The organism is Paenibacillus helianthi (assembly GCF_001909055.1).
Lineage (GTDB): Bacteria > Bacillota > Bacilli > Paenibacillales > Paenibacillaceae > Paenibacillus_AQ > Paenibacillus_AQ helianthi.
The window spans coordinates 66,028-91,060 of sequence record NZ_LVWI01000059.1 but is presented as its reverse complement, the minus strand read 5'-3'; the positions used below and the strand labels follow the sequence as shown (position 1 = coordinate 91,060).

Annotated in this window: 20 protein-coding genes and 1 pseudogene; 19 read left to right on the top strand and 2 right to left on the bottom strand. The window is 48.5% G+C overall.

All coding sequences use genetic code 11. The features are described 5' to 3' along the window. The first annotated feature begins 18 nt into the window (after nt 1-18). Nucleotides 19-465 (top strand): hypothetical protein, encoded by a 447-nt coding sequence (locus A3844_RS22240; protein ID WP_074108487.1) that lies wholly within the window; start codon nt 19-21, stop codon nt 463-465. Between the two features lie 156 nt (nt 466-621). On the opposite strand, the gene A3844_RS22235 is transcribed toward A3844_RS22240, so the two are convergent. Next, entirely contained in the window at nt 622-1,461 is an 840-nt protein-coding gene (locus tag A3844_RS22235; protein ID WP_074108486.1) for an SDR family oxidoreductase, read from the bottom strand. Between the two features lie 315 nt (nt 1,462-1,776). Between A3844_RS22235 and A3844_RS22230 the strand changes: the two genes are divergently transcribed. Beyond that, complete coding sequence (locus A3844_RS22230; protein ID WP_074088861.1) at nt 1,777-2,805, top strand: AI-2E family transporter; 1,029 nt, start codon at nt 1,777-1,779, stop codon at nt 2,803-2,805. A 621-nt stretch (nt 2,806-3,426) separates the two neighbouring features. Here the strand turns inward: A3844_RS22230 and A3844_RS22225 are convergent. Next, nucleotides 3,427-3,816 (bottom strand): hypothetical protein, encoded by a 390-nt coding sequence (locus A3844_RS22225; protein ID WP_074108485.1) that lies wholly within the window; start codon nt 3,814-3,816, stop codon nt 3,427-3,429. 313 nt (nt 3,817-4,129) lie between these two features. Here A3844_RS22225 and A3844_RS22220 point away from each other — a divergent pair, with 313 nt between their 5' ends. From A3844_RS22220 to A3844_RS22140, 17 genes and pseudogenes are all read left to right on the top strand, one after another. Further along, the gene (locus A3844_RS22220; protein ID WP_074103363.1) at nt 4,130-4,825 is read left to right on the top strand and encodes a response regulator transcription factor; all 696 of its coding nucleotides are present in this window, start codon (nt 4,130-4,132) and stop codon (nt 4,823-4,825) included. After that, complete coding sequence (locus tag A3844_RS22215; RefSeq protein WP_074108484.1) at nt 4,822-6,288, top strand: sensor histidine kinase; 1,467 nt, start codon at nt 4,822-4,824, stop codon at nt 6,286-6,288. Before A3844_RS22220 ends, A3844_RS22215 begins: the two co-directional genes overlap by 4 nt. A 95-nt stretch (nt 6,289-6,383) precedes the next feature. Then, nucleotides 6,384-7,505, top strand: coding sequence for a TolB family protein (locus tag A3844_RS22210; RefSeq protein WP_074108483.1), 1,122 nt, complete (start codon nt 6,384-6,386; stop codon nt 7,503-7,505). A gap of 548 nt (nt 7,506-8,053) precedes the next feature. After that, nucleotides 8,054-9,094, top strand: a complete 1,041-nt coding sequence (locus A3844_RS22205) for a zinc-dependent alcohol dehydrogenase (RefSeq protein WP_074108482.1) — start codon at nt 8,054-8,056, stop codon at nt 9,092-9,094. A 37-nt stretch (nt 9,095-9,131) separates the two neighbouring features. Further along, on the top strand, nt 9,132-11,120 hold the full coding sequence (locus tag A3844_RS22200; RefSeq protein WP_074103361.1) for an alpha-amylase family protein: 1,989 nt from the start codon (nt 9,132-9,134) through the stop codon (nt 11,118-11,120). Further along, nucleotides 11,083-12,219, top strand: a complete 1,137-nt coding sequence (locus A3844_RS22195) for a sugar ABC transporter substrate-binding protein (RefSeq protein ID WP_074108481.1) — start codon at nt 11,083-11,085, stop codon at nt 12,217-12,219. The genes A3844_RS22200 and A3844_RS22195 overlap by 38 nt, the downstream gene beginning before the upstream one ends. Nucleotides 12,220-12,240: 21 nt before the next feature. Further along, nucleotides 12,241-12,900 (top strand): dihydrofolate reductase family protein, encoded by a 660-nt coding sequence (locus A3844_RS22190; protein ID WP_074088869.1) that lies wholly within the window; start codon nt 12,241-12,243, stop codon nt 12,898-12,900. Nucleotides 12,901-12,973: 73 nt separating this feature from the next. Then, a complete protein-coding gene (locus tag A3844_RS22185) occupies nt 12,974-14,338 on the top strand; it encodes an MATE family efflux transporter (protein WP_074088870.1) in 1,365 nt (454 codons plus the stop codon). 85 nt (nt 14,339-14,423) lie between these two features. Further along, entirely contained in the window at nt 14,424-14,861 is a 438-nt protein-coding gene (locus A3844_RS22180; RefSeq protein ID WP_074108480.1) for a MarR family winged helix-turn-helix transcriptional regulator, read from the top strand. Nucleotides 14,862-14,938: 77 nt separating this feature from the next. Next, nucleotides 14,939-16,057 carry an alpha/beta hydrolase family protein gene (locus tag A3844_RS22175; RefSeq protein WP_074108479.1) on the top strand — a complete coding sequence of 373 codons (1,119 nt, stop codon included), beginning with the start codon at nt 14,939-14,941 and terminating at the stop codon, nt 16,055-16,057. Nucleotides 16,058-16,172: 115 nt separating this feature from the next. Then, nucleotides 16,173-16,745 (top strand): annotated as a pseudogene (locus A3844_RS22170) (ABC transporter substrate-binding protein); the annotation flags it as partial. Nucleotides 16,746-17,102: 357 nt separating this feature from the next. Beyond that, on the top strand, nt 17,103-18,146 hold the full coding sequence (locus A3844_RS22165; protein WP_074088873.1) for a LacI family DNA-binding transcriptional regulator: 1,044 nt from the start codon (nt 17,103-17,105) through the stop codon (nt 18,144-18,146). Nucleotides 18,147-18,291: 145 nt separating this feature from the next. Next, nucleotides 18,292-19,551 (top strand): ABC transporter substrate-binding protein, encoded by a 1,260-nt coding sequence (locus tag A3844_RS22160; RefSeq protein WP_083606967.1) that lies wholly within the window; start codon nt 18,292-18,294, stop codon nt 19,549-19,551. A gap of 87 nt (nt 19,552-19,638) precedes the next feature. Beyond that, on the top strand, nt 19,639-20,511 hold the full coding sequence (locus tag A3844_RS22155) for a carbohydrate ABC transporter permease (protein ID WP_074088875.1): 873 nt from the start codon (nt 19,639-19,641) through the stop codon (nt 20,509-20,511). Beyond that, the gene (locus A3844_RS22150; RefSeq protein WP_074088876.1) at nt 20,511-21,332 is read left to right on the top strand and encodes a carbohydrate ABC transporter permease; all 822 of its coding nucleotides are present in this window, start codon (nt 20,511-20,513) and stop codon (nt 21,330-21,332) included. The genes A3844_RS22155 and A3844_RS22150 overlap by 1 nt, the downstream gene beginning before the upstream one ends. A 45-nt stretch (nt 21,333-21,377) precedes the next feature. Continuing rightward, a complete protein-coding gene (locus A3844_RS22145) occupies nt 21,378-23,576 on the top strand; it encodes an alpha-galactosidase (protein ID WP_074108478.1) in 2,199 nt (732 codons plus the stop codon). A 251-nt stretch (nt 23,577-23,827) separates the two neighbouring features. After that, entirely contained in the window at nt 23,828-24,940 is a 1,113-nt protein-coding gene (locus A3844_RS22140) for an ABC transporter substrate-binding protein (protein ID WP_074103610.1), read from the top strand. The last annotated feature ends 93 nt before the right edge of the window (nt 24,941-25,033 follow it).

The following is a 25,033-nucleotide window of genomic DNA, read 5'->3' as shown; positions in this document are numbered from 1 at the left end:
ATAATGGGAGGTAATGAGATGACAGAGACCGTACAAAAAGTAAAATTGTCGCAATGGGATGCCCTGCTGGTAGAATCTCTGCGATCCCTCGGCTGGTCCGATGACGAACTGCTGCGCAGAGTAGAGGCAGGCGAACTGCCGGTGGATGAAAGTGAATATGAATTTGATTATGCTCAGCTGGCAATTCTGGCGGGTGAGCAGCCGGAAACATTCCGCCAGGCGGTAACGCAAGGCTACCAGATCAAATACAATACCATTCGCGGCATTCGCAGCTGGATTTCTGTTGCTCTTGGCAAGCAGGCCGAGCTGGAACTGGAGGAAGGTAAGGAAGCGGCGGAAATAGCTTTGACCGAGGCCGAAAAAAACAGACTGGCATCTGTGCTCTCCTTCGGCTGGCAGATTACAGGCGGGCCATCAGATACTGGTGGAACCGGAGTATACCGGATTGAGCAGATTCAGAGATAAGTGTGATGTGAAACGCGAGGACAGGCAATAGACAGTTGTTCGCCTATGGCGTTCCAAACGCAGGCACAACTGAAAACCGGACCGGGCAAGAGCTGCCCCAGTCCGGTTATTTTTTTCATCTATTTGTGCTTTTTCAGCAATAAGGGTAAGCGTGACCTACATATTCAACTGGATCTTACGGGTGCTGAGCACACCTTCCAGGCCGGTAGGGTCTGTGCTTACTTTGCGAGAGACGAATTTCTCAGCCTGCTCTGAAGTGCGGATACGGAGCGGCTTGGTCTCCATTTGCACCAGGTCCCACATCACTTCGGCGACGGAGTCAGCGGTCTGAGGCTCCGTATTACGCTCAAGGAACGTGGCTCTGTAGGCATCCAGAATCGGCCTATATTCGTCTTCCAGAATGCCACCGGTATTGGCTACATGCCCAAGCACGGTGTTATTGAACTCTGTGGCAATTGCACCAGGCTCAAGCAGGGAGATATCGATGTTGAACTGTGGTTTGTAATAGGTAGCCATACTTTCCAGCAGGCCTTCCAGAGCGAACTTGCTGGCACAGTAGATCTCGTTCATAGGCTGGCCCACTAGTCCGCCCACGCTGGAGGTCGCCACAATATGTCCATATCCGGTCTTCCGAAGCAGAGGAAGCGCCGCACGGATCGTATGCATCACTCCATAGACATTGGTGTCGAATACGCGGTGGATATCTTCAATCGGTGCTTGTCCAAGCGCCCTGAGGTAGCCGAAGCCAGCGTTGCAAAACAATACATCCAGGCGGCCTTGCTCCTGCTCAATCTGATCGATTACCCGCTGAATGCTGTTAGGTTCTGTGACTTCCAGTTCTACGAATTTCAGATGGGGCACTTCGCTGTAACGCTCCTGATCCCGTTCCAGGTTGCGGGTTCCCGCATAGACAGTCCAGCCTTCCTTAGCGAATTTCAGAGCCGAAGATAGCCCGATTCCGGATGATGCGCCGGTGATGCAGATAATTTTCCCCATAAAGGTTAAGCCTCCAGTTCTTAAAATATAAGGATGTATAGGTTTCGCGCTATAAATCATACTTCTATTTCCCGCTGAAACGGATTTCTGAAAGCGATACGTAGTATCGCTGCTTCAGGAGCATAAGCTTTTACAAGAAGCGAAGCCGTTTCCACTGGCATATTATAACATATAACAGTCCAGCTCCCGAAATCCGACATAAAGTTAGTGTTTTCGCAGATTTGAAGAGGCTTGCAGTTGCTATAAGTGATTTGGGTAATGTAGACTATATGATAAAGTCTTAATTGCAAGCGAATGGAGAGGAACAGAGGAACAATGGATGTATTTAAGCGTTATTACGCGAATTTAACAGTTCGGCGCTTTTTGATTTTGGCGCTGATCGCACTGTTGCTGTACAGTATCCGGGATATGCTCAACCTGGTGCTGCTGACGTTTTTGATTGCTTATGTAATGAATAGCTTTCAGGTGCTGCTGTCCAAGCAGATCGGCAAATTCGTCAAGGTGAACAGCAAGGTTATTATTGTCGTCTTGTACCTCGCCCTAATCACGATGATTGTGCTGGCGCTCGTCAAATATCTGCCCAAAGTGTATACGCAGATTAAGCAGTTGACCGATTTTCTAACCACTCTAACCTCTGAAGATCTCCCGCAGAACGAAATTACACAGTACCTGTTCAATCAGTTGAAGGATTTGAATTATGAATCCTATATGACCCACGGCATTGGATATGTGCTCAAAATTAGTAACTGGGGGACCACCTTCGTATTAGCAACTATTCTAAGCTTTGTCTTCATCCTTGAGAAAACCCGCATTGTTAACTTTACTTCCCGTCTGAGAGACAGCAAGATTGCCTGGTTCTATGTGGAACTGGAGTACTTTGGCAAGAAATTCATCTCTTCTTTCGGCAAGGTTATTGAAGCACAAATTCTCATTGCTCTTTTCAATACCCTGTTCACTGTGGTGGGCTTATGGATCATGGGCTTCTTTTTTGAGCCGTTCCCGTACCTTTTCGCGCTGGCGATCATGATCTTCCTGCTTAGCTTGATTCCGGTGGTTGGGTTTTTGATTTCACTCATTCCGTTGTGTATCATCGGCTACAATATCGGTGGTCTCGTAATGACGCTGTACGTGCTGGGACTGATTGCTGTGCTGCATTTCATGGAAGGCTACTTCCTGAATCCGAAGCTGATGTCCTCCAAAATGAATCTGCCCATGTTCTACACCTTCATTGTGCTGTTGTTCTCCGAGCATTATATCGGCGTATGGGGTCTGATCCTTGGGATTCCTATTTTCGTCTTTTTCCTCGATATTCTGGAGGTTACCCGGGATAAACCTAAGGTGTAAGCCTTGCCTGCCGAAGTTCAATAGCAAGTGGAAACGGCTTCGCCGTCCTTATAAGGACGGAATCCGTTTCAGTGAGAAATAAAAGGATGATTTATAGCGTGAAACCTATAAATCCTTATATTTTTACCAAACCAAAGTGACATTCCTGCTGACCGTAGTGTGAATGTCGCTTTTTTTGAATTGTCCGAAGGACAAGTGGGTCTGCTCATAAAATAAAAGCAAATAAAAAACGCTCCCGAAATTAATCGAGAACGTCGATTGGTTAGGCAGCGCACTTTGGGTGAAAAAGAGATTCAACTGCGACTAAACTACATAATACTAGAAGCTTGATGGATGTTCTTAGTATTTGAATTCCGCACCTCTACGATCAGAAGTTTGTATCCGATATTGTTCAAACAGATCGACACAAGTGATTGCTATACTCTCATTGTTAATTCTAGCCGATGAGGCCACCGGGCTTGAAACAACGGTATAAATGCTGTTACTGGCGGCGCAGAAGGCTGCAGGTGGCGCCATCAACGACGCCGTTGCCCAACTAAAATAGGCTGTCTCCTAAGCAGTTCATTTCTGCGGAGGAGACAGCCTGTTTTTCCAGACTATATAGAGTGTATGTACCCTCTGTCAGCCAAATGAAGTCATTACACTTTGGGTCACGATCTCTTGCAATTCAGCTTTTTGCGCGACATATTGCTGCCGGGTGATGTTGCCGCTGGCGAGGCGTTGATCAAGCTGCTGTGTAAGCTGGTTCACCTGCAAATTAATGATGTTTCCAATATTTCCGCCATTCTCTACAGCGATATCCTTCAGCGACTTGCCGTCGTACAGCGCGTCATATAGCTCTTGATCGGAGGATTGATTCAACGCTTCCAGCAAATCATCTTTCTCGGCTACATTGGTGGCAGACCATTTGGCGACTGGACTCGCATTTGCGATCGGTTTGCCCCAGGTGGTCCCACCAAAGGAGATCGCTACAATCATGCTCCCGACAATCATTACTCGTTTAATATTCATACCACTCATCCTCTTTTCAAGTTATATTATATCGGCACAGGGTTATTAGTTTCATGGGTTAGGATACTTATGCTTAAATTCATTGTAACCGGCAAAGCTGAGGTTAAGCTTAACTCTTCTTTAAGATAACCTAAAGAATGGGACTCTGCCGGATACTACGTTTTACATCATACGGGGTCTCAACTATTTTCAGGCAGCGGGAACTTTTCCGCATGGTGTCCGTCTGGAAGTATATGTGCACTTAGGGGCAAGATTAAGGCTGAACAGGCCGGGCATGAAATAAATAACCGCAAGTGAAGGAGGTGAACCTCAAATGACCAAAAAAGTGCTGGTAGTCGATGACGAGCCTGGTATTGTAAATGCGATTGCCTACGCGCTGAGGCGTGAAGGCTATGAGGTGGATACCGCCGGAGACGGCGAAGAGGCGCTTGCCAAAGCGCAAATTTTTCATCCCAATGTGATGGTGCTGGATGTGATGATGCCGAAGCTGAACGGGTATGATGTATGCCGCAAGCTGGAGGACCGTGATGACATCGGGATTATATTACTCACCGTCAAAAATGACATTGTCGATAAAATCGTCGGCCTGGAGCTGGGAGCGGACGATTATATGACCAAGCCGTTTGAGATCCGCGAGCTGCTGGCCCGGGTGAAGGCGCTGCTGCGCAGGCTGGAGAAGAATACGGCCGAGGCCAAAAGCGAGCTAATCGAATATGGTGCGCTTCGGGTTCACCAGGACCGGAGATCTGCCCAGCTTGGAGAGGAACTTCTGGAGCTGACACCGAAGGAGTTCGATCTCCTGCACCTGCTGCTCTCCCATCCGCAGCGGGTCTATATGCGCGAAGAACTCCTGGAGCAGGTCTGGGAAATGGACTATGCCGGCGGTACGCGCACAGTGGACATTCACATCCAGCGGCTGCGCAAAAAACTGGGCGAGCCCTACCAGAATATTTTGCAAACCGTCTATGGGGTGGGCTACAAGGCGGTTCCGGCGGGTAGCTTCGCATGAGGATTAGCATCAAGCTGAAATTCAGCCTGTTTCTGGCGGTGCTCTTGATTCTATCGATTAGCATCCTGAGCTATTTCGTACTGCAAGGAGTAGAGCGTAACCAGCAGGCACAGATCGAGAGTGCACTCGCCCAGCATGTCAAAACAGTAAATCTGCGCGTCAAACAGACCTATTATACCGGCACACGGCTTGAGTCGCAGGCATTCATGCAGCAGCGGGGGAAAGCGCTGGCTGTAGAGCTGGCCGGGTTCACCGGGCTGCAGGTGACGCTGTACGATGCAGACGGGCAGCAGGTGGGGACATCCCGGCAGGGGGGGGACCTAGCGACGGAGCAGAAACCCGCCGAAGCGCTAGCCTATGCGCTTCAGAACAAAATCGCCTACCAGAGCGCCGGCGATACTATGCTCTATCTGGCGCCGCTGCAGGGGCCTGATCAACAGATGGGGGTGGTCCAGCTGGAGTATCCGCTGCAGGATGCCCAGAGCTTCCAGCGGACGCTGTTGAATCTCTTCCTGACCACGGGCGCCGCAGTTTTGGTCTTGAGCTTCATTGGCGGCTACCTGTATTTCAACAAGGCCGCCGCAGCCATCGGGCGGCTGAAGAGGGCGGCGGAATCGATCCGCCGCGCCGAGTACATCTCCGCTCCCCCGGTCAAGCGCAAAGATGAGCTGGGGGAGCTGGCTGAAGGCATTTACTTCATGAGCCGGGAGATCGACAGCAGCATTGCCGCGAAGGATGAAGAGCAGCGCAAGCTGCAGCTCGCCGTGCAGAAGCTTCAGGCACTGGAGCAGCAGCAGAAGCAATACATTGGCAATATCAGCCACGAATTCAAGACGCCGCTGACTTCAATCAAGGCCTATGTCGATCTCTTGAACATGTACGATGATGATCCCGAGCTGTTGTCGGATGCCAAGCTCAGTATTGCGAAGGAGACGCAGCGGCTCTATGAAATGGTGGAGAAGGTGCTGCAGTTGACGGCGCTGGAGAAATATGATTTTGAATCCCAGGCGGAGCTGCTGGAGGTAGCGGGCGTATTGCAGGATATCTGCGGCCGCATGAAGGGCAAGGCTGAACGGTACGGGCTCACCATCACGCTGGACGTACAGCCGGCGCAGATCTGGATCGATAAGGAAAGCTTCATGCATATCTTCATCAATCTGCTGGATAATGCGATCAAATATAATGTCCCGCAAGGGACGGTTCATCTTCACAGCGTGGTCCGGGACCACCGGGTCTGGATCACGGTCAGGGATTCCGGCATTGGCATTCCGGCAGAATTCAGAGAGAAGATTTTTGAGCCCTTCTACACCGTAAACCGTGACCGCTCCCGACAGTCGGGAGGGACAGGATTAGGTTTGTCTCTGGTCCGTAATCTGGTGGAGAAGCAGAACGGAACCATTACCCTGCTGGAGCCGGACGGTGAAGGTGCGGCGTTTCAGCTGTCTTTTCCCGTCATGACCTGAAGGGCTTAAGTTTACAACTTGGAAACATCCGGCGGGTTATTTAGAAATAAGTATCCGTTATGCTGGGAGCAACTCAATCAGGGGGGAACCATACTATGAATCCTGACCAAAATTTCAGGCCAGGCAAAGTGATGCAGATGCTGCTGTGCAGTGCTGTTCTTCTGTCCGTAGCTGCCTGCAGTACAGAGAATACGGATTCACGTCAGACTGTCGAGAAATCCGGCAAAAAAATCACGGTCATGGATAATACCAGTGAATCCGTCTATACGAAGCTAAAGCTTGCGGGTATCGAAAAAACGGAGGGCATACGGGGGTTGGATTTTGTCAGCGAGGAGGTTATCGTACTCGATAAAGAGAACCGTAATCTCCCTCCGCAGACGGTGGAAGGCCAGGAACGGTATCCGCATAATCTCTATCTCCGCACGCTCTCTTCGGGTGTGGACACGCCTCTGCAGGAGGGGGAGAAGAATTATGGTGCGGCGCAGCTGTCCCCGGACAAAAGCCGGGTTTTTTACAAAGAACTCTATGAGGCTACCGGACTTGGTTTCATTATGAATCTGGCCACGGGTGTATCTGTGAAGGCGAGTGCTGCAGAGTTCCGAAGTGAGGAAGGGTCATGGGCCGACAATGAACATGTGCTTTTCCCGGATATGGAAGGAAATATTGTAAAAGCAGACGTGAACGGCAAGCAGGAAACGGTGCTGAAGACTGGCATTCCTTACGTTCATGAGGTTGTTCAGTCCGGCAGCCGGATTCTTTATATTACAGGGGAAGACAGCCAGCTCAGCGCCTATGATACCGAAACGAAGCAGACCAAGGTGCTAAAAAAGAATGTGATGTGGGTGATCCCGTCACCGGACGGGAGCAGACTGGCGATTGTAGAGCGGACGAAGCCTGGAGAGATGGTGCTGCTGATCTGCGATAGTGAAGGCAGCGAACAGTCTCGGCTGGCGGCAGGCCAGCAGATCTTCGGGACCAGCTGGTCACCGGACGGCAGCAAGCTGGCCTATGTAACCACATCCGCTAACGCTGCCGAGGACCAGGATGGCCTGTTCATCACCGAGGTGGAGACGGGGGAGCAGACGCCTGTGCTGAATGACATTGAGGTGGCGGACCAGCTGCGCTGGAGTCCCTCGGGCAAAAAACTGCTGGCATCCGTTTCGGTCCTGAAGGATAATGCATACCAGTTCATTACGTATGTTGTAAAACTGTCTTAACCGGCCTTTGTTTGGCTTATTTTGAATTACCCTATAGAATACCCAACAGAGCATAGGCCGCCCCCCTGTTCAGGATAGCGGCCTATGCTCTGTTGGGGCTGGCGTTTAATCTTTAGCTCAGCTACTTTTTGCGAGAGTAAATTTTCCAAGCTCATCCTGAAGCTGTTGCGCACTAGCGCTTAGCAGACTGGAGGAGGCTTTTACTTCTTCCATGGACGATAATTATTCTTCAGCCGCCGCCATATTTCTTGTTTCGTCGGCGGCATTTTTTGAAATGTCGACCATTTCTGTAACCGTCGCTGTGATTTGCTCCGTACCCGCAGAGACTTCTTGCGCTGATGCAGATAGATCAAGGCATATCTGCCGATTTCAGGCTCCGAAAGTTGAGTGATTAGAGCCTGTGAGTGTGATGTTTGTGTAAAAATGTTTATATATAACATTTAATTACAAAATTCCCCTTACTTCGACAAAGGCAATGTGATATATTTTGAACGAAATTGAAAAATAACCAATTTTTTCTGAAAGACGATGAAAATGGAGGCGAGTAGATGGAAGCTCTGGTATGGTCATCCAACCACAAGCTGGAACTCTGCGAATGTGAGGAGCCGCAGATTGCAGCGGCGGATGAAGTCAAAATCCGGATTGAGATGACAGGTGTGTGCGGAACGGATCTAGCGGTCATAACCGGTAAAGAGGAGGGGGTTCCAGATATTATTCGCGGTCATGAGGCTGTGGGAACCGTCGTAGAAATCGGCAGCAGCGTCGACCGCGTGAAGGTGGGAGACCGAGTAGTGATTGATCCGAATCAAAGTTGCGGTGAATGTTACTTTTGCCGGAAGAACCAGCCTAACCTGTGTACGGGCATAGACGGAAAGGGAATGCCCATTGCAGGCTTGAATCGAAATGGGACATTCACTTTTTTTTTCTCAACTGCACAAACGTTTGCGCATAGAATTCCGGACCATATGAGCTGGGAGACGGGGGTTTTGATTGAGCCGCTTGCATGTGTGCTGCACAATTTCAAGGAGGCTGGCGTTTCAGCAGATGATAAGGTCCTTGTTCTCGGGTCGGGCCCAATGGGTATTTTGTGCCAAATGGTCAGCAAATCGATAGCAGCGCTCACAGTTGCGACAGAAATTAACCCCTACCGGCTCGCCTTTGCAAAAGAAATTTCAGATTTCGCTATGACACCATCCCAACTCAATGAAGCCACCGTAAACGAGATCTGCTCGGGCCACAAATTTGACCTGATTATCGATACGGTGGGCACCCAGCTCGAATTCGCAGAGAAATGGATTGAGCGTGGAGGCCGTATTGTTCCTTTTGGGATTAATGCGAAATACCGGTATACCTTTTCCCCCACCAAATTTGCACAGCAGGCGATCAAAATTATCGCAGCAGGGGAGTACCGCAACATGTTCGAGGAGGCTTTACGATTTGCTGCCGAGACACCGGAATTGAAGAAACTAGTGACTAGAAAAGTGAAGTTGAATCAGCACGAAGCAGCGATTAACGAGCTTATCGGCTATGAATTGGACACTTCGAAACCGGTTGAGAGTGAAACGTTAAAGACGGTTTTTGTTCCGTAAACATAGAACTACGATCAACGAGAGGTGGCACCTGCTAATGAGCAATGACAGCAAATTAAGACTTGTTCAGGATTACTTGTCTTCTCACAAGGATAAAGACGTTGAGCCGATTTGGATACCTGCTGTGTGGAACGAGTGCCAATATGAACGTGTTCTCTTCGCCAAAGAGGGTGAAATTTGTGTACACCCGTATGATTTTATGACGGAGCACTTCAAGTATTTGGACAAGCTTTCGTGGAGGTATTTGCTCAAGGAGCGCACGAATCTGGATGACAGTGCTATCTATTCCGCGCTTGTCCGTTACTCAACAGCTTGGGATTACAATCATGATGGAACAACAGAGTCCGGTACTTTTTTGCGGTTCTGTATTCTTCTGCCGCTGCTGAAAAGGATGGGTATCAATATTTTATATATGCTTCCGGTCAACCAGTATAGCACGTTGAACCTGAAGGGAGACATCGGATCACCTTACGCTGTGCAATCGTTATTCCGTCTGGATCAGAACCTGCATGACAGCCTGCTCGACGGCATGGACAACTTCACCATTCACGATGAGCTTGGCGCTCTGGTAGAAGCCTGCCATTTGCTTGATATTAAGACTGTTGTCGATTTTATTCCGCGCGTAACAGCGAAAAACAGTGAGTTCATAGCCGAGCATCCTGATTGGGTGTATTGGATCAAGACGGATGCTCTCGAGGGCTTTGCACCGCCTTCGATTCCAGAGCTTGGTTTTTTTGAGGAATGTACGCCTGACAAGCTGGAACTGGTCTATCGAAGCCAAGAGACTGAAGCGTTTCTTCGGAAGTTTTCACAGCCGCCAAACGAACTGAATCCAGTCATTTGGCAGCAATTAAGAGAAAGGGTTGCCAGAACCGGAGAAGAAATACTGACTTTGGTGGAGCAGGAACTGGGGATAACGACTTCTCCGGCGCATTCTGACTGGATTAATGATGTGCAACCGATTTGGACAGACATTACGTTTTTGCGCCTTTATAAGGATTTCTCTCCGCAAGTGAGACATCTTATAAGTCCGGATCAAGCGCCATTTGTACTGTTCGATACCATTAAATGCAATGACTACCCTGGAGAAGAACCCAATCTTGAGCTGTGGGATGTTCTGGAGCAGGCAGTACGGTTTAATCTCGAAACGTATGGGATTGACGGCTTCCGGATTGACATCGGACATGTGCTTCCGACTCCGCTGCTTACCCGTATTTTTGACACGATTAAAGAGATAAATCCGAATGCCATATTGATCAGCGAAGACTTGTTTAACCGCAATCACAAGAAAGCGGCCAGCACCGGCTACAATATTATGCTTGGCAGCGGATGGAATGTCATGACGCAAATGACGAAGGACAATCTGGTTGCCTACCTGGAGGAACTGCCTGAGTTAAATATCCATGTGTTTGCCTGTGCAGAAACGGCAGATACACCCCGGATCACGAGCCGGGGCGGCGTAGAGGTTGCCCGTATGACCGCGGTATTTAATCAGTTTCTTCCGAACGCAATTCCATACGTGACAACCGGTTATGAAATGAACGAAGAGCAGCCATTGAACTGCGGTCTTGGAGACAATACGAACGGAAGCGACATCCCGCGCGCATTTTTTAATGTCCTGAAGATTAATTGGACGAATCCTGCACCGCTTCTGCCACTGCTGGCTGAGCTAAGTGACTTCAAAAAAGACTGGCTCGAGCTGGTCAAGCCGGACAATTTCTTCGTGGCTGAATCACCGGACGGTACTGTGCTCTACGGATACATGCGTGGCGATCTAACGATGCTGTGCTGCTTTAATTTGAATGCTGATGCTAGCTCTGAAATCGATTTAATGGCTGCCGTCCCTGGCCGCGGTCCAATGACTGTGGCACTGGATAGCTCCTTAACTACCGGCAGCATAGGTCAGTCGCTAGACAACTTACTGCTTGCACCCAATCAGGCTGTGGTGCTTGTCAGCAACAATAGTCAATTAAAGGAGAGAGGCTGCTATGCAGAAGAACAACAAAGAACTCGTCTTATGGCATGAATTTGATGGTCCGGGGGATACCTCGATTGAAGTGCTGGAGGGAATCTGCAAGCTGTACACGGAGCGCTTTGGTATACAGGTGACCCCACAAGTGATGAACATTACGGAGCTCATTACGGGTCTGAACGGAGTCAAGGACACCTGTCAGGGTCCGCAGCTGGCAATGGTTCCTGCGGACATGTCCTCCTATGTCGAGAACGGGCTGTACTCCGAAGTGCCGGGCGGGCTGTTTGCCGATGTGCTCACGGAAGGTGCTCTTTCAACAATGCAGGTAAATGGTGTTCAGTATGGTGTACCGGTATTACGGGGCAACCATCTGGTTGTCTATTACAATAAAGAGATTTATGCCAGTGCGCCGACGACATGGGACATATTCGAAGAGGCCGCGGAGCGGCTGTCGGCTCAGGGCATCGTGCCAATCGGGGCAGATCTACAGCAAGGCTATTGGTTTATTCCGTTCCTCTCGGCATTTGGCGGTTGGCCTGTAGAGGCAGGCAAGCCGAATCTTGCCACCTCTGAAATGAAGCAGGCGCTTCATTTCATCCGCAACAAGATGGACCAAGGTGTACTCACCAGTCTCGACGGCTCACACGGACTGCTTGAGCAGTTCATTGACGGTAAAATCGGCGCGATTATTTGCGGCGAGTGGATTTATAACCATCTGGACAAGCATATGAAACATAAGCTTGGGGTTTGTCAGCTTCCAGTCATTGCAGGCCGGCAATCATTGTCCATGTCTTCATCCATCGGTCTGATTTACCCTAATCATTCGTTAGCGTCGGAGGTACGGGAGAATATCTTATCGTTCACGCGTTTTATGCTAAGCGAAGAATGCCAGTCGATGTGGGCGTTCCAGGTACAGCGGATTCCGGCTCATGAGGAGGTGCAGAATCATCTGGCCGCTTCTGCTGCGCCTAACAAAAAAGAGATTCTGTCGCTTCTGAATCATGCGCGCCCGATGCCAATCGATTCATTCATGATCCATATCTGGGAGGCGCTCAGTGCCGGTCTGAACGAACTGCCTAAGAGTAATCCGGAACAGGCGCTCCAAAAAATGGATCTGACGATCCAGAAATCTTTAAGCGCATTTCAAAGCTAATAAGAGATGGGGAGAAGCGAAATGAAAACTACTATATTCAGCCAAATTTCTATAGATGGAAAGCTAACGATGGGGGCAGGTAATTCGAGTAAGGAGCTATTTTCGTTGTTTTCCAGTCAAGATATCGAATTCATCCATCTATTCCGGGGCAATGTACAGGGGATTATGGTCGGTAAAAATACAATTCTGACGGACAATCCATTTCTCACGAATCGATATGAGGCCAACAAAAATCCAATCCGCATCATTCCGACGACTACTTTGGACATTCCGCTGGACAGCAATGTGCTCTCCGATCAGGGGAAGACGATTATCGTCACGACCGAGAAAGGGCGGGACGAGGAGAAAATGAGACTGATCCGGGAAAAAGGGAAGGAATGCCTCGTCTGCGGCGAGGACAAAGTCGATTTCGTGGAGCTTGAGCGTCAGCTGGAGGAAAACTACGGCATTACCAACCTGATGGTAGAAGGAGGAGGCTTTCTGAACTGGCATATTTTCAATCAGGACATCGTCGATGAGATTATTCTGATGCAGCTTCCGATCATCATAGGCGGCTCCACGAACATTACTTTAGTGGATGGAGAAGGGTATCAGGAATTGTGCTTTGCGAAAAAGTTCAAGGTTGTAGAAGTTCAGCCAAAAGAAAATTACACGCTCATGCGCTACAAAAAAGTGATGTGACCTCACACTAAGTCATAGACTTCGAATGGCTAGGGGAGCTGTAAATCGAGAATATGGGGGTTATGAAGAATCCATGTCAGACAAGGATAATTTCTACAAAAGTGTATATAAGATCGCTGTGCCCGTTACGCTTCAAAGCTTGCTGATGGCATTGCTCAATTTGACGGATCAAATGATGGTCGGGCAGCTGGGGGATGTGGCAATCGCCTCGGTCGGGATGTCTACAAAAATATACGGGATCATAGCGGTTGTATTGGCCGGTTTATCGACGGGGGTATCCATTTATGCCGCCCAGTTTTGGGGGAACAAAGATGCCAAAAGTGTATCCCACGTGCTCGGTCTCGGGCTGATCGTCGGCTTTGCGTTCTCGTTCCTGTTCTCTGCGGCTGTCTTCATCGATTCACCGCTGTTTCTGAGCATGTTCACCACAGACGTGAATGTAATAGACGATGGGTACATTTTCTTGCGGGTGATGTCACTTGGATTCGTGCCCGTCATGCTCACGATGATGTATTCCGCGATTTTGCGCAGTACCGGGCATGCCAAATGGCCAATGTATGTAAGCTTAATTACAGTTGGTTTGAATATTATCCTGAACTACGTGCTTATTTTCGGTCACTTCGGCTCTCCTGAGTTTGGTCTGAAGGGCTCGGCTATGGCTACCCTTATTTCCAGGGTTTTCGAATGTTTGTTAATCATTGGTGCCGTATACCGGTATCGTTTGCCGGGAGCTGTTGGATTAAAGAACTTATTCATGATTCCTAAACCGCTCATCCGCAAGTTTTTTGGAACGACCTATCCGCTGCTGTTGACTGAATTGATCTGGGTATTGGGCGAAACGGCATATGCGATCATCTACAGCCGTATGGGAACGACAGAGATGACTGCGATGACCATTACATTCCCGCTGCAAGGGCTTTGCATCGGTTTGTTGTCCGGTCTGGCTAGTGCAGCCGGGGTAATGGTTGGTAACCGTTTAGGTGCGAACGAGACCGATATCGCACTCGATCACGCCAAACGGTTCATTCGCCTTGGAATCATTATCTCTCTGATCGTCGGGGCCATTATTGCGGTAGGCTCGAAGCTGTATGTCTCTGCGTTCAATATCTCCGAGGATGCCAAACAAATGAGCATTTATATCGTTATCGTGTTCGCCGGATTTCTTTGGGTCAAAGTATCCAATATGATTATCGCCGGCGGCATTCTGAATAGCGGGGGAGATAGCAAGTTCGTGTTCGGTATGGAATCGACCGCAACGTGGCTTATAGGCGTCCCATCCGGGCTGCTGCTGTCTTACATTTGGAAGCAGCCTGTCTACCTTGTGTATCTCGTCATCTCTCTGGAGGAGGTTGTCCGCTTTGGCTTCGGCTACGCCCGGATTTACTCCCGCAAGTGGATGCGAAATTTAGTAAGCGATCTGAGTAAACTCGAAGTCTGATTTTCTGCGAGATAAAGGTCCTTGACAAATAAATGTTGTTACAGCTACTATAGCTGTGACAACTTGTTGAGGATGGGTGAGGGTTATGCCTAACGGATTTGATTATACAGAGCTGATTGGATTCCAGATTATCAAGGGCGAGGTGCTGATCAAGCGCAGGATGCTGGGCATTTTTATGGAGAAGGGCTACGACCTGACCTTTGAGCAATGGACAGTGCTGAATGTGCTGTATGCGGAGCCTGGAATTATTCAGAGCGAGATTGCGGCCAGAACCTTCAAGGACAAGACGAATGTTACGCGTATTCTGGATGTGCTTGCCAAGAAGGGGTATGTGGCCCGTGAAGCGCATGGCAAAGACCGCCGGAGCTATCAGATTTATCTGACAGCAGCGGGTAAAGAGATGTTCGCCGACCTTATTCCCCATGTGAACCAGTTAAATGAACAATTTAAGCAAGCGATCCCGGATGAGGAATTGGCGCAATTCATCCACACCTTGGAGAAAATTTGCCGGAATGCACAATAAATTTTTTTGTCCAAATAGTTGTTATAGCTATTATATATATAACTATTAAATCTCAACCGCGAAAGGATTGGGTGATCATGACAGAGCTCACAATGAAGGAAAGATTCGCATTCCGGTTTGTTTTTAATGAAGAGAGAGTGTATCAGCACTGGTATGGCAGGTTTCTAATGTTCGGGACGGATTATGGAAGACTCCGAAGAGTGGTGGCGAGAATCGGCGATTGGCGCAAGTGGTGTGAGATCTGGACGGCAGAAGGAGATGAGGTGTACCGCATTGCGGAAAAGGCACTTGCAGAAGGCAACCTGGGCAAATCCAGGGCTTTGTTCCATGAAGCGGTGGCCTGCTACCATGCGGGTCAGCATATCTTTTTTATCGACAGCGTGCAGAAAGAAGCCACACAGGAAAAGGCAAGGAAAAGCTATGTCCGGGCACTCTCTTTGTATAACGACACGGAGAAGCCTGTCCGGGTGGATATCCCGTATCGCGGAGTTTCCATCCCCGGATATTTGCGGAAAGCAGACACGGAAGGCAGACCCCTTGTTATTTTTGTGAATGGCATGGATAACATTAAAGAGGCAGAAGGGCATCATTTCGGCTCGGTGTTTAGCGGGCAGGGCTTTAATTTTTTTACATTCGACGGACCGGGACAGGGGGAAATGTGGCGTTCGCTAAAATTTGACGCCCGGGATTACCATTCTGCGGTATCCGCAGTAATCGACTGGTTTGAACAGCGGCCGCCGAGCGGAATAGATCTCACAAGGATCGGCCTTGTCGGCTTCAGTCTGGGGGGATATTTGGCGCCTGAGGCGGCAGCCCGCGATTCGAGAGTGAAATGTACGGCCGGTAACAGCGGTCTGGTGTATATCGGCGGGTTGCGGGGGTTGAAGCAGCTAAATCCGATCTGGCAGCGGGGGGTTACCTATATGACGGGCTGCGAAACACTGGAAGCGGCGCTCCCGCAGTTCAATTATGATATTGAAGAGGCTCCCGCCCTGCGTTCACCGCTGCTCTTTTACCATGCGGGCCGTGATGAGGTGATGCCTTTGCCCAAGACGCATGCAGACAAAATGGTGGGCTGGGCCAAAGGGGAAACGACGCTGAATTATATGGAGGATGCGGAGCATTGCACCATGAATTATCTGGACGAAGTCTTCCCGGAAATTTTGGATTGGTTCAAAAAGCATCTGCGTATGTAACTTGTACGGCGTAGCTTACAAATAATCACAGAAAACAACTGTCTGCAATCCAGGCAGTTGTTTTTTTACAAATGTTACTATTACTCTTAATGTCTGGCGAATAGTGTCCCCCTATATTGCTTTTCTGACCAATACCAAGCTGGTGGCCAACCCGCCGAAGAGCTGGGAGGACCTGAAGAACGGCAATTACAAAATCATCGTGGGCGATGTGACCAAAGCGGCTCAGGCCCAAATGGCTGTGCTCGCCGCAGCGATTGCTTTTGGCGGAGATGAGTCGAACATTGAACCGGGGATTGCCTTCTTTGAAGACCTGGCGAAAAAAGGCCGGCTCTCCAATGCTGAGGCTTCACTTGTCAATATCGAGAAGGGTGAAGTGGAAGTGACGCTGCTGTGGGATTTCAACGCGCTGAACTATAAGGACCAGATCGACAAAAACGGTTTTGACGTGGCGATTCCAAAGGAAGGCAGTGTGGTAAGCGGTTATGCGATGGTCATCAACAAATGGGCCCCGCATCCCAATGCGGCCAAACTGACGCGCGAGTATATTCTTAGCGACGAAGGGCAGATCAATCTGGCGAAAGGCTATGCCCGTCCGATCCGCGACAGCGTGAAGCTGCCGGAGGATGTTGCCGCGAAGCTGCTGCCTCAAGCGGAATACGCCAATGTGAGGCCGGTTGGTGACTATAAAGAAAAACTGGGCGTTTATTATGGTTTGGAGTTAAGTAAGCGGATACGTTAGATTCTTACTTAGAAAGAAAGGGGCATCCCTGCAATGGGAGGCCTTTTAAACTTGCCGTTACAGACAGTGCGGAGGACTGTATCATAAGTAGAGGTGAGCTACTTTCAGTCATTAATTATTTTTTAAGTTAATAAATTTCCTAAATAATGTTGAAAATAATGGGTAAAATAAAAATATTGACAAGATAACATTGATTACGGGTGATATTTAGAAAAAAAATTAAATGAAAGGGTTTGCAATTATTTTTTGCGTATGATAAAATTCAAATTATTAAGTTAATATATTTACTAAAAGGTGTTGTGACGAATGGCTACAGTAAAAGATATAGCGATAAAAGCCAATGTATCTCCGGCGACGGTTTCCCGTGTTCTAAATAATGATGCCACACTTTCTGTAAGTGAAGGGACGCGCGAACGGATTTTTCAAATTGCAGAACTGATGCAATATAAGCCAAGCCGTGTGAAGCGGCTGAAACAAGAAAGCGATTTATCCAGCAAGCAGGTAGGATTGCTTCTATGGATCTCTACCGATGATGAAAAGGAGGATCCGTATTTCACCAAAATCCGCATTAGTATTGAAAAAAGATGTGATGAGCTTGGAATTCCCATTGGAAGAGTGATCAGAGGAAATGAAGTAGATCCAGCGGCTTGTCAACAAATGGATGGTCTGATCGTGGTGGGTTCTATTGATACGGAGGATATCCATAGGATTTTTCCTAATCACAAGTCTATCGTATTGGTCAACCATACACTTGAAGAATTAAGGGGGTATGATTCGGTCAGTATCAACTTTAAGCAGGCTGTAAAAGATGTGGTTGAACACTTTATAGCTCTTGGATACCGGGATATCGGCATGATTGGAGGACGAGATTACCTTTACAAGCTATGGGCCAAACATGAAGGAGATACTGTGGTAGATAAGCGCCAAGTTTACTTTGAACAACTGATGAATGAAAAGGGACTGTTTAATGAAGATTATATGTTCTTTGGAGATTGGAGTACAGCTAGTGGTTATGAGCAAATGAAAGCGCTTCTCAGAAGGCCAGACCGTCCGAGAGCGTGCTTCGTTGCCAGTGATCCGATGGCCATTGGTGCCCTTCGGGCGTTGCAGGAACAACAGGTAAAGGTGCCTGAGGAGATGGCAATCATAGGATTTGATGATGTAGAGGTTTCGGCATATATGAATCCACCTCTGACAAGTGTGAGAGTTTATCCAGAGCAAATCGGCAGAACGGCTGTACAACTTTTGATGGAACGTTTGGAAGGGAGGGAACCGGCCATTCACGCTGTGATCGAAACTGAGCTAGTGGTTCGGGAAAGCTGCGGAGCACACAAGAATATGAACAAATAAGTTTGTAGATTCCATGGAGGAGGTGATTTATGGAACAAGTTAAACAAAAGACCCAGTCACGGCAATGACTAGGTCGGCTAGGAAAAACACCAATACTATTGTACCGGAAATGGAGTTCGCATTCAACTAAAGTCTGGGGGACAGTATGATGAAAAAACCATTATCTCTTGCTATTGCATTAGTGTTAATATTATCCACTCTTAGCGCATGTGGCGGCAATAAAGATGCATCTGGCAGCAAGAAAGAAGAAGCTTCCGGCGGTGACAAAAAGGTTAAGATCGAGTTTTTCCAATATAAATCCGAAGCTGTTGCCACTTATGATGCATTGATTAAAAAATTCGAAGCCGCTAACCCGGGCATCGACATTGTTCAGACTAACGTTCCTGAAGCAGCTACGGTGCTGAAAACCCGTATAGCCAAGGGTGATGTGCCGGATATCATCTCGGTGGGCGGAGATGCCCAATTCGAGGATCTTTCCAGAAACGGTGTGCTGGCCGATCTTACGAATTACCCGGGTCAGGCCAATGTAATCGAGAACTACAAGAAAACCCTGCAATTGATTACGGGGTCTGAAAAGCTTTACGGCGTGCCTTTTGCCGCCAACGCAAACGGCATCATCTACAATAAAGACGAATTCAAAGCACTGGGGTTATCGGTTCCGACTACTAAGGACGAGATGGATAAGGTCTTGGCTACAATTAAAGCAGCAGGTAAAGTGCCATTTCACTTGGCTTTTAAAGATGCCTGGACCGCCCTGCCTGCTTGGAATGTGTTCGTAGCGGACTTGCAGCCTGCAACGTTCTACGCGGATCGTAAAGCGGGCAAGACCACTTTCGCCGCCGGCCATAAAGAATTGATGGCTCAATATGTTGAGTTTATGCAGAATGGCCAGGAGGGAGACCGCTTCGCCGACGGCTATAATGACGCGAATGCCAAATTCGCCAAAGGCTCCTCCGTAATGTATCTTCAAGGCGTTTGGGCCATTCCGGAGATCCTGAAGGCTAATCCCGATATTAAGCTTGGCGTCTTCCCCTACCCGTTAACCAATGATAAATCCAAGAACTTTCTAGTATCCGGTGTCGATGTATTGTTTGCCCTCTCCGCCTCATCCAAAGCTCCGGAGGAAGCGACGAAATTTATCGACTTCATGATGCAGACAGATAACGCCCAGCAGTATATAAACGAGCAGAAATCCTTCTCCGCCATTAAAGATGTGTTCCAGAACGATGAAGTATATGCGGACCTTAAGCCGGCATTTGAAGAAGGCCGAGTAGCGGACTTTCCGGATCACTATATTAACGGTATGGCCCTTGACGTAATTATTCAAGAGCTGATGCAGAAGAAAAATGTTGATGATGCCCTGAAAAAAATGGACGAAGAATATGACAAATTGGCGAATCGTTAATACCAGAGCCTAAATAGCATTGTAAAAGGGGATGAAAAGCATAATGTCGCTTTTCATTCCTATTTTAATGGGGAGAAGGAGGAATGCATGGTGAAAAGAAAAAATATGGGAACCTACTTGTTACTGGTCTTGCCTGCTTCTATATTGTTTTTTATCTTCCATACCATACCGGCTTTAATGGGCATATTTTACAGCTTTACGGATTGGAACGGACTTCGGCCTACTTACAAAATCGTGGGGTTCGTAAACTATCTCAATGTTTTTAAAGATAAGGATGTTCTGGGTGCATACCTGTTTACGTTCAAATTTGCCATCGTAACGACGATTTTAGTGAATATTCTGAGCTTAGCCATAGCGCTGGCACTGAATAGTAATATTAAATTTAAAAACTTTTTTAAAGGTCTTTATTTTATGCCTTATATCTTAAGTATGTTGATTGTTGCTTATATTTTCAATTATTTCTTTGCGAATTTTTGGATTGATATGATGGGATACCTGGGGATTGAGAAGTGGATGGTCAACCCGCTCGGAAATGAGAAGGGCTCATGGCTGGCGATTGTTTTCGTTACTGTGTGGCAATCTGCGGCTTTTAACACGGTATTGTACCTGGCAGGGCTACAAACAATTTCTGAAGATCTGTACGAGGCCTCTGCTCTGGACGGGGCTAATAAATGGAAGGAATTTTGGGGTATAACGTTCCCGATGATTGCTCCATTTTTCACGATAAATATGGTGCTCTCCCTAAAGGGATTTCTACAGGTCTTCGATCAGATTCTTGCACTGACGGGTGGAGGCCCCTTCGGAGTTACCCGTTCGATTGCGTTTTTGATTTACAAGAACGGATTCTCGGGTAATGAATTTGCTTTCCAATCGGCCAATGCTGTTATTTACTTTGTGGTTATTGTGGCAATTTCATTTATCCAGCTTCGTTATCTGCAGAAGAGGGAGCTGAATTTATAATGCGTTTAAACCGGACCAATTGGGTAGCCACTTGTTTTCTTATTGCCGGGTCTATATTTGTGCTATTCCCCTTGTATATGACATTCATGCTGGCAATAAAAAATAACCAGGAAATTGCAAATGGTGTTCTCGCTTTTCCGAAAGAATGGAGATGGGAAAACTTCGGCATCGCTGCTGATCAGGTTAATTATTGGCAAAAGTTTCGGAATAGCTCTATCATCACCATATTGACTGTTACCTTTACACTATTGACCAATTCTTTTGTCGCCTATGCGATAAAGAAAAAATTTGACCATAAGTTTTTTAAAGGTCTTTATTTTTACTTCATCAGTGCGATGTTTGTTCCATTCCCGATTATCATGCTCCCTGTTGTAAAATTGACAGCCAAATTCGGTTTGGATAATCTGTATGGCCTCATAGTGCTCTATATTGTTTATGGCTTATCCTTTAACGTCCTGCTGTATGTAGGATATCTAAGAAGCTTGCCTCAAGAGCTTGATGAAGCGGCTGTTGTAGATGGCGCTTCAGTGTGGCAAACATTCTGGAAGATTGTATTTCCGCTGCTGGCGCCTATTAATGCTACGGTTGCCATTATAACAACGGTATGGGCATGGAATGACTTTTTGCTGCCGCTTATTATGCTGGACCAAGAATCGCAAGCCACTTTGCCGCTTGCACAATTCATTTTCCAATCGAAATTCGGACAGGATACGAACCTTGCGTTCGCTTCCTACTTAATGGCTATGGCACCTATGCTGGTTGTATATATACTGGCGCAAAAATGGATTATTAGCGGTGTTACACGCGGGGCAGTGAAATAACTGTCCAAAATAGGTTTAACTACACAGAGAATAAGGAGAGCAATGATGGCTATCTTTTATCATGAACAAGAGGGGTTATTCCACCTTCAGTCGAAGGACATGAGCTACGTGATTCAACTGGTTCATGGCTATCCCGCCCATACGTATTGGGGAAAAAAACTAAGTCAGGAAGGGAACCTGACTGGGCTGCTTCAGCATATAGAGCGTTGTTCCTTCATTCCAAATTCGGTCCCGGGAGACAACAGCATATCCTTGGATACTCTGCCCCAGGAGTACCCCCAATATGGAACGGGCGACTTCCGGACTCCAGCCTATCAGATCCAGTTGGAAGACGGCACCAGGGTGACGGAGCTGGTATACAGGACTCACCGAATAGTTCAAGGTAAGCCTTCCCTCGAAGGGCTGCCGGCGGTATATGCAGAAGATGGCGACGATGTACAGACACTTGAACTGGAGCTCAGTGATGAACATTTAGGGCTTACAGTTGTGCTGAGCTATACCGTGTTTGAGACATTCAGCGCCATTGCACGGTCCGTAAAGTTCACCCACAAAGGGAAGGAGCCGTTACGTCTCCTGAAGGCTGCGAGTGCCAGTGTGGATTTTCAGGATGCTGATTTCGATTGGCTAAACCTGTACGGTTCTTGGACCAGAGAGCGTCACATTGAAAGAAGACCCTTAGGCCATGGAGGTATAACCGCCCAGAGCCGCCGGGGCGCAAGTAGTCACCAGATGAATCCCTTTGTTGCTCTGCTCCGGCCGAATGCGGATGAAGACCAGGGGGATGTATTCGGATTCAGCCTGGTGTATAGCGGTAACTTCGAGGCGGAGGCGGAGGTCGATCAGTTCGATACAACGCGGGTATCCATCGGGATTAATGCTTTCGATTTCTCGTGGCTTTTGTTGCCAGGTGAGAGCTTCCAAACGCCAGAGGCCGTGATGGTGTATTCGCCGGAAGGGTTGGGAGGCATGTCTCGCACCTATCATAAGCTGTATCGGACACGTTTATGCCGAGGTGCTTACCGTGACCGGGAACGTCCGATTCTGGTCAATAATTGGGAAGCGACGTACTTCGACTTTAACGCAGACAAGATCGAGGCAATCGCTGCAACGGCCGCTGAGCTGGGGATTGAGCTCTTTGTATTGGATGATGGCTGGTTTGGCAAGCGGGATGATGATACCAGCTCTTTGGGGGACTGGATTGTGGACCGCAATAAGCTGCCCCAGGGCCTGCAGGAACTGGCAGAACGGGTCAATCGACAGGGCCTGCAGTTCGGTCTCTGGTTCGAGCCAGAGATGATTTCTCCCGACAGCGACCTTTATACGAAGCATCCGGACTGGTGTCTGCACGCTCCACAGCGGCGGCGGACGGAGGCCCGGAAGCAGCTGGTTCTCGATATGTCACGGCTGGATGTGCAGGATTATCTGTTTGAATCGCTAAGCGCGGTCCTCGAATCGGCTCCTATTTCTTACGTCAAGTGGGACATGAACCGGAACATGACTGAGATCGGTTCGGCATTGGCAAGTGCGGAACGGCAGTCCGAGACAGCCCACCGGTATATACTTGGACTTTACGAGCTCCTTGAGCGGTTAACGGAAAAATTCCCTAAGGTGTTGTTCGAAAGTTGCTCCGGTGGGGGAGGCCGCTTCGATCCGGGGATGCTGTATTACATGCCGCAGACCTGGACGAGTGACGATACCGACGCAGTTGAGCGTCTCAAGATTCAATACGGCACCAGCATCGTTTACCCAATCAGCACGATGGGCGCTCATGTATCCGCTGTACCGAATCATCAGGTAGGCCGGACAACCCCTCTTGAGACACGCGGAGACGTAGCCATGTCCGGCAACTTTGGCTATGAGCTTGATTTGACTGTATTTACCGAGGAAGAGAAAGCGATAGTCCGGGGGCAGGTGGCTGCATATAAGGAGATACGGTCCTTGGTGCAGCAAGGTGATTTCTATCGCTTAAGGAGTCCTTTTTCAGGCAAGGGGAATGAGACGGCATGGATGTTTGTTTCCGAAGACCGTAAAGAGGCCTTGGTATTTTATTTCCAAGTGCTTGCAGTGCCTAACGCTCCCATGAAGCGCTTGGCCTTGCAGGGCCTAAATCAGGAATGGACCTATAGCGTTGAAGGGCTGGATGATCACAGAGGAGATTTTCTCATGCAGGCAGGCCTCCATATCCCTCAATTTCATCAAGATTACGTAAGCAAATGGTGGAAGGTGAAGGCGGTTCAAGGGTAAGCGGAGCAAGCTATACTTATATCGTTAATTGAACAGTGAAATAATAACCGACCTGATTGGTCGACAGATAAAGAAATACTTGGCATAAGCCTCGAAGCGAGGCCCCACTTTGTGGGGCTATTTTTTTTACAAATCTTACTACTCAGTTTAATATCTGGCGAATAGTGTCCCCCTATACTTCAGTTGGGCAGCGAATAAGCTTGGATCAGAGAGGGAGCCCGCAAATCAGAAATAGGAGTGATAGGGAAATCATGAAAAAAAGATTCGCAAAACTTTTATCCATGGGTCTGCTGTTGTCCTTGCTCGTCCTGTTGCTTGCCGCTTGTGCCAACTCGGAAGCCAAAGCTGATAAAGAGAACGGCAATGCCGGGGCCAAAGAGCTGAGCTTAAACGAAATTGAAGCCGAAGCTACCAAAGAAGGCGCTGTAGTCAGTGTGGGCATGCCGGATTCGTGGGCTAACTGGAAGGATACCTGGAATGATATTACGGCCAAGTATGAAATTACACATACCGATACAGATATGTCGAGTGCAGAGGAAATTGCCAAGTTCGAAGCGGAAAAGGATAAGCCGACAGCCGATATTGGCGACGTGGGCATTGCCTTCGGTCCGGTTGCAGTGGATAAAGGCGTAACCCAGCCCTACAAAACCTCCCATTGGGATGAGATTCCTACTTGGGCCAAGGATAAGGACGGCAACTGGGTTGTGGGTTATCAAGGCAGTATTTCTTTTCTGACCAATACCAAGCTGGTGGCCGACCCGCCGAAGAGCTGGGAGGACCTGAAGAACGGCAATTACAAAATCATCGTGGGTGATGTGACCAAAGCGGCTCAGGCCCAAATGGCTGTGCTCGCCGCAGCGATTGCTTTTGGCGGAGATGAGTCGAACATTGAACCGGGGATTGCCTTCTTTGAAGACCTGGCGAAAAAAGGCCGGCTCTCCAATGCTGAGGCTTCACTTGCCAACATCGAGAAGGGTGAAGTGGAAGTGACGCTGCTGTGGGATTTCAACGCGCTGAACTATAAGGACCAGATCGACAAAAATGGTTTTGACGTCGCGATTCCAAAGGAAGGCAGTGTGGTAAGCGGTTATGCGACGGTTATCAACAAATGGGCCCCGCATCCCAATGCGGCCAAGCTGACGCGTGAGTATATTCTTAGCGACGAAGGGCAGATCAATCTGGCGAAAGGCTATGCCCGTCCGATCCGTGATAGCGTGAAGCTGCCAGAGGATGTTGCCGCGAAGCTGCTGCCTCAAGCGGAATACGCCAATGTGAAGCCGGTTGGTGACTATAAAGTGTGGGAAAAAACCGCGAAGAGCCTTCCCCAGCTGTGGCAGGAACGCGTGCTTGTGCATTTGAACTAACCGTCTTAATAATCAGTTTTCATACAAGAGATATGGGGGCGCCTGAGCTGTATGCCTAAGGCGCCCGCTTGCTTATTCTTCACGAGAGGAGCG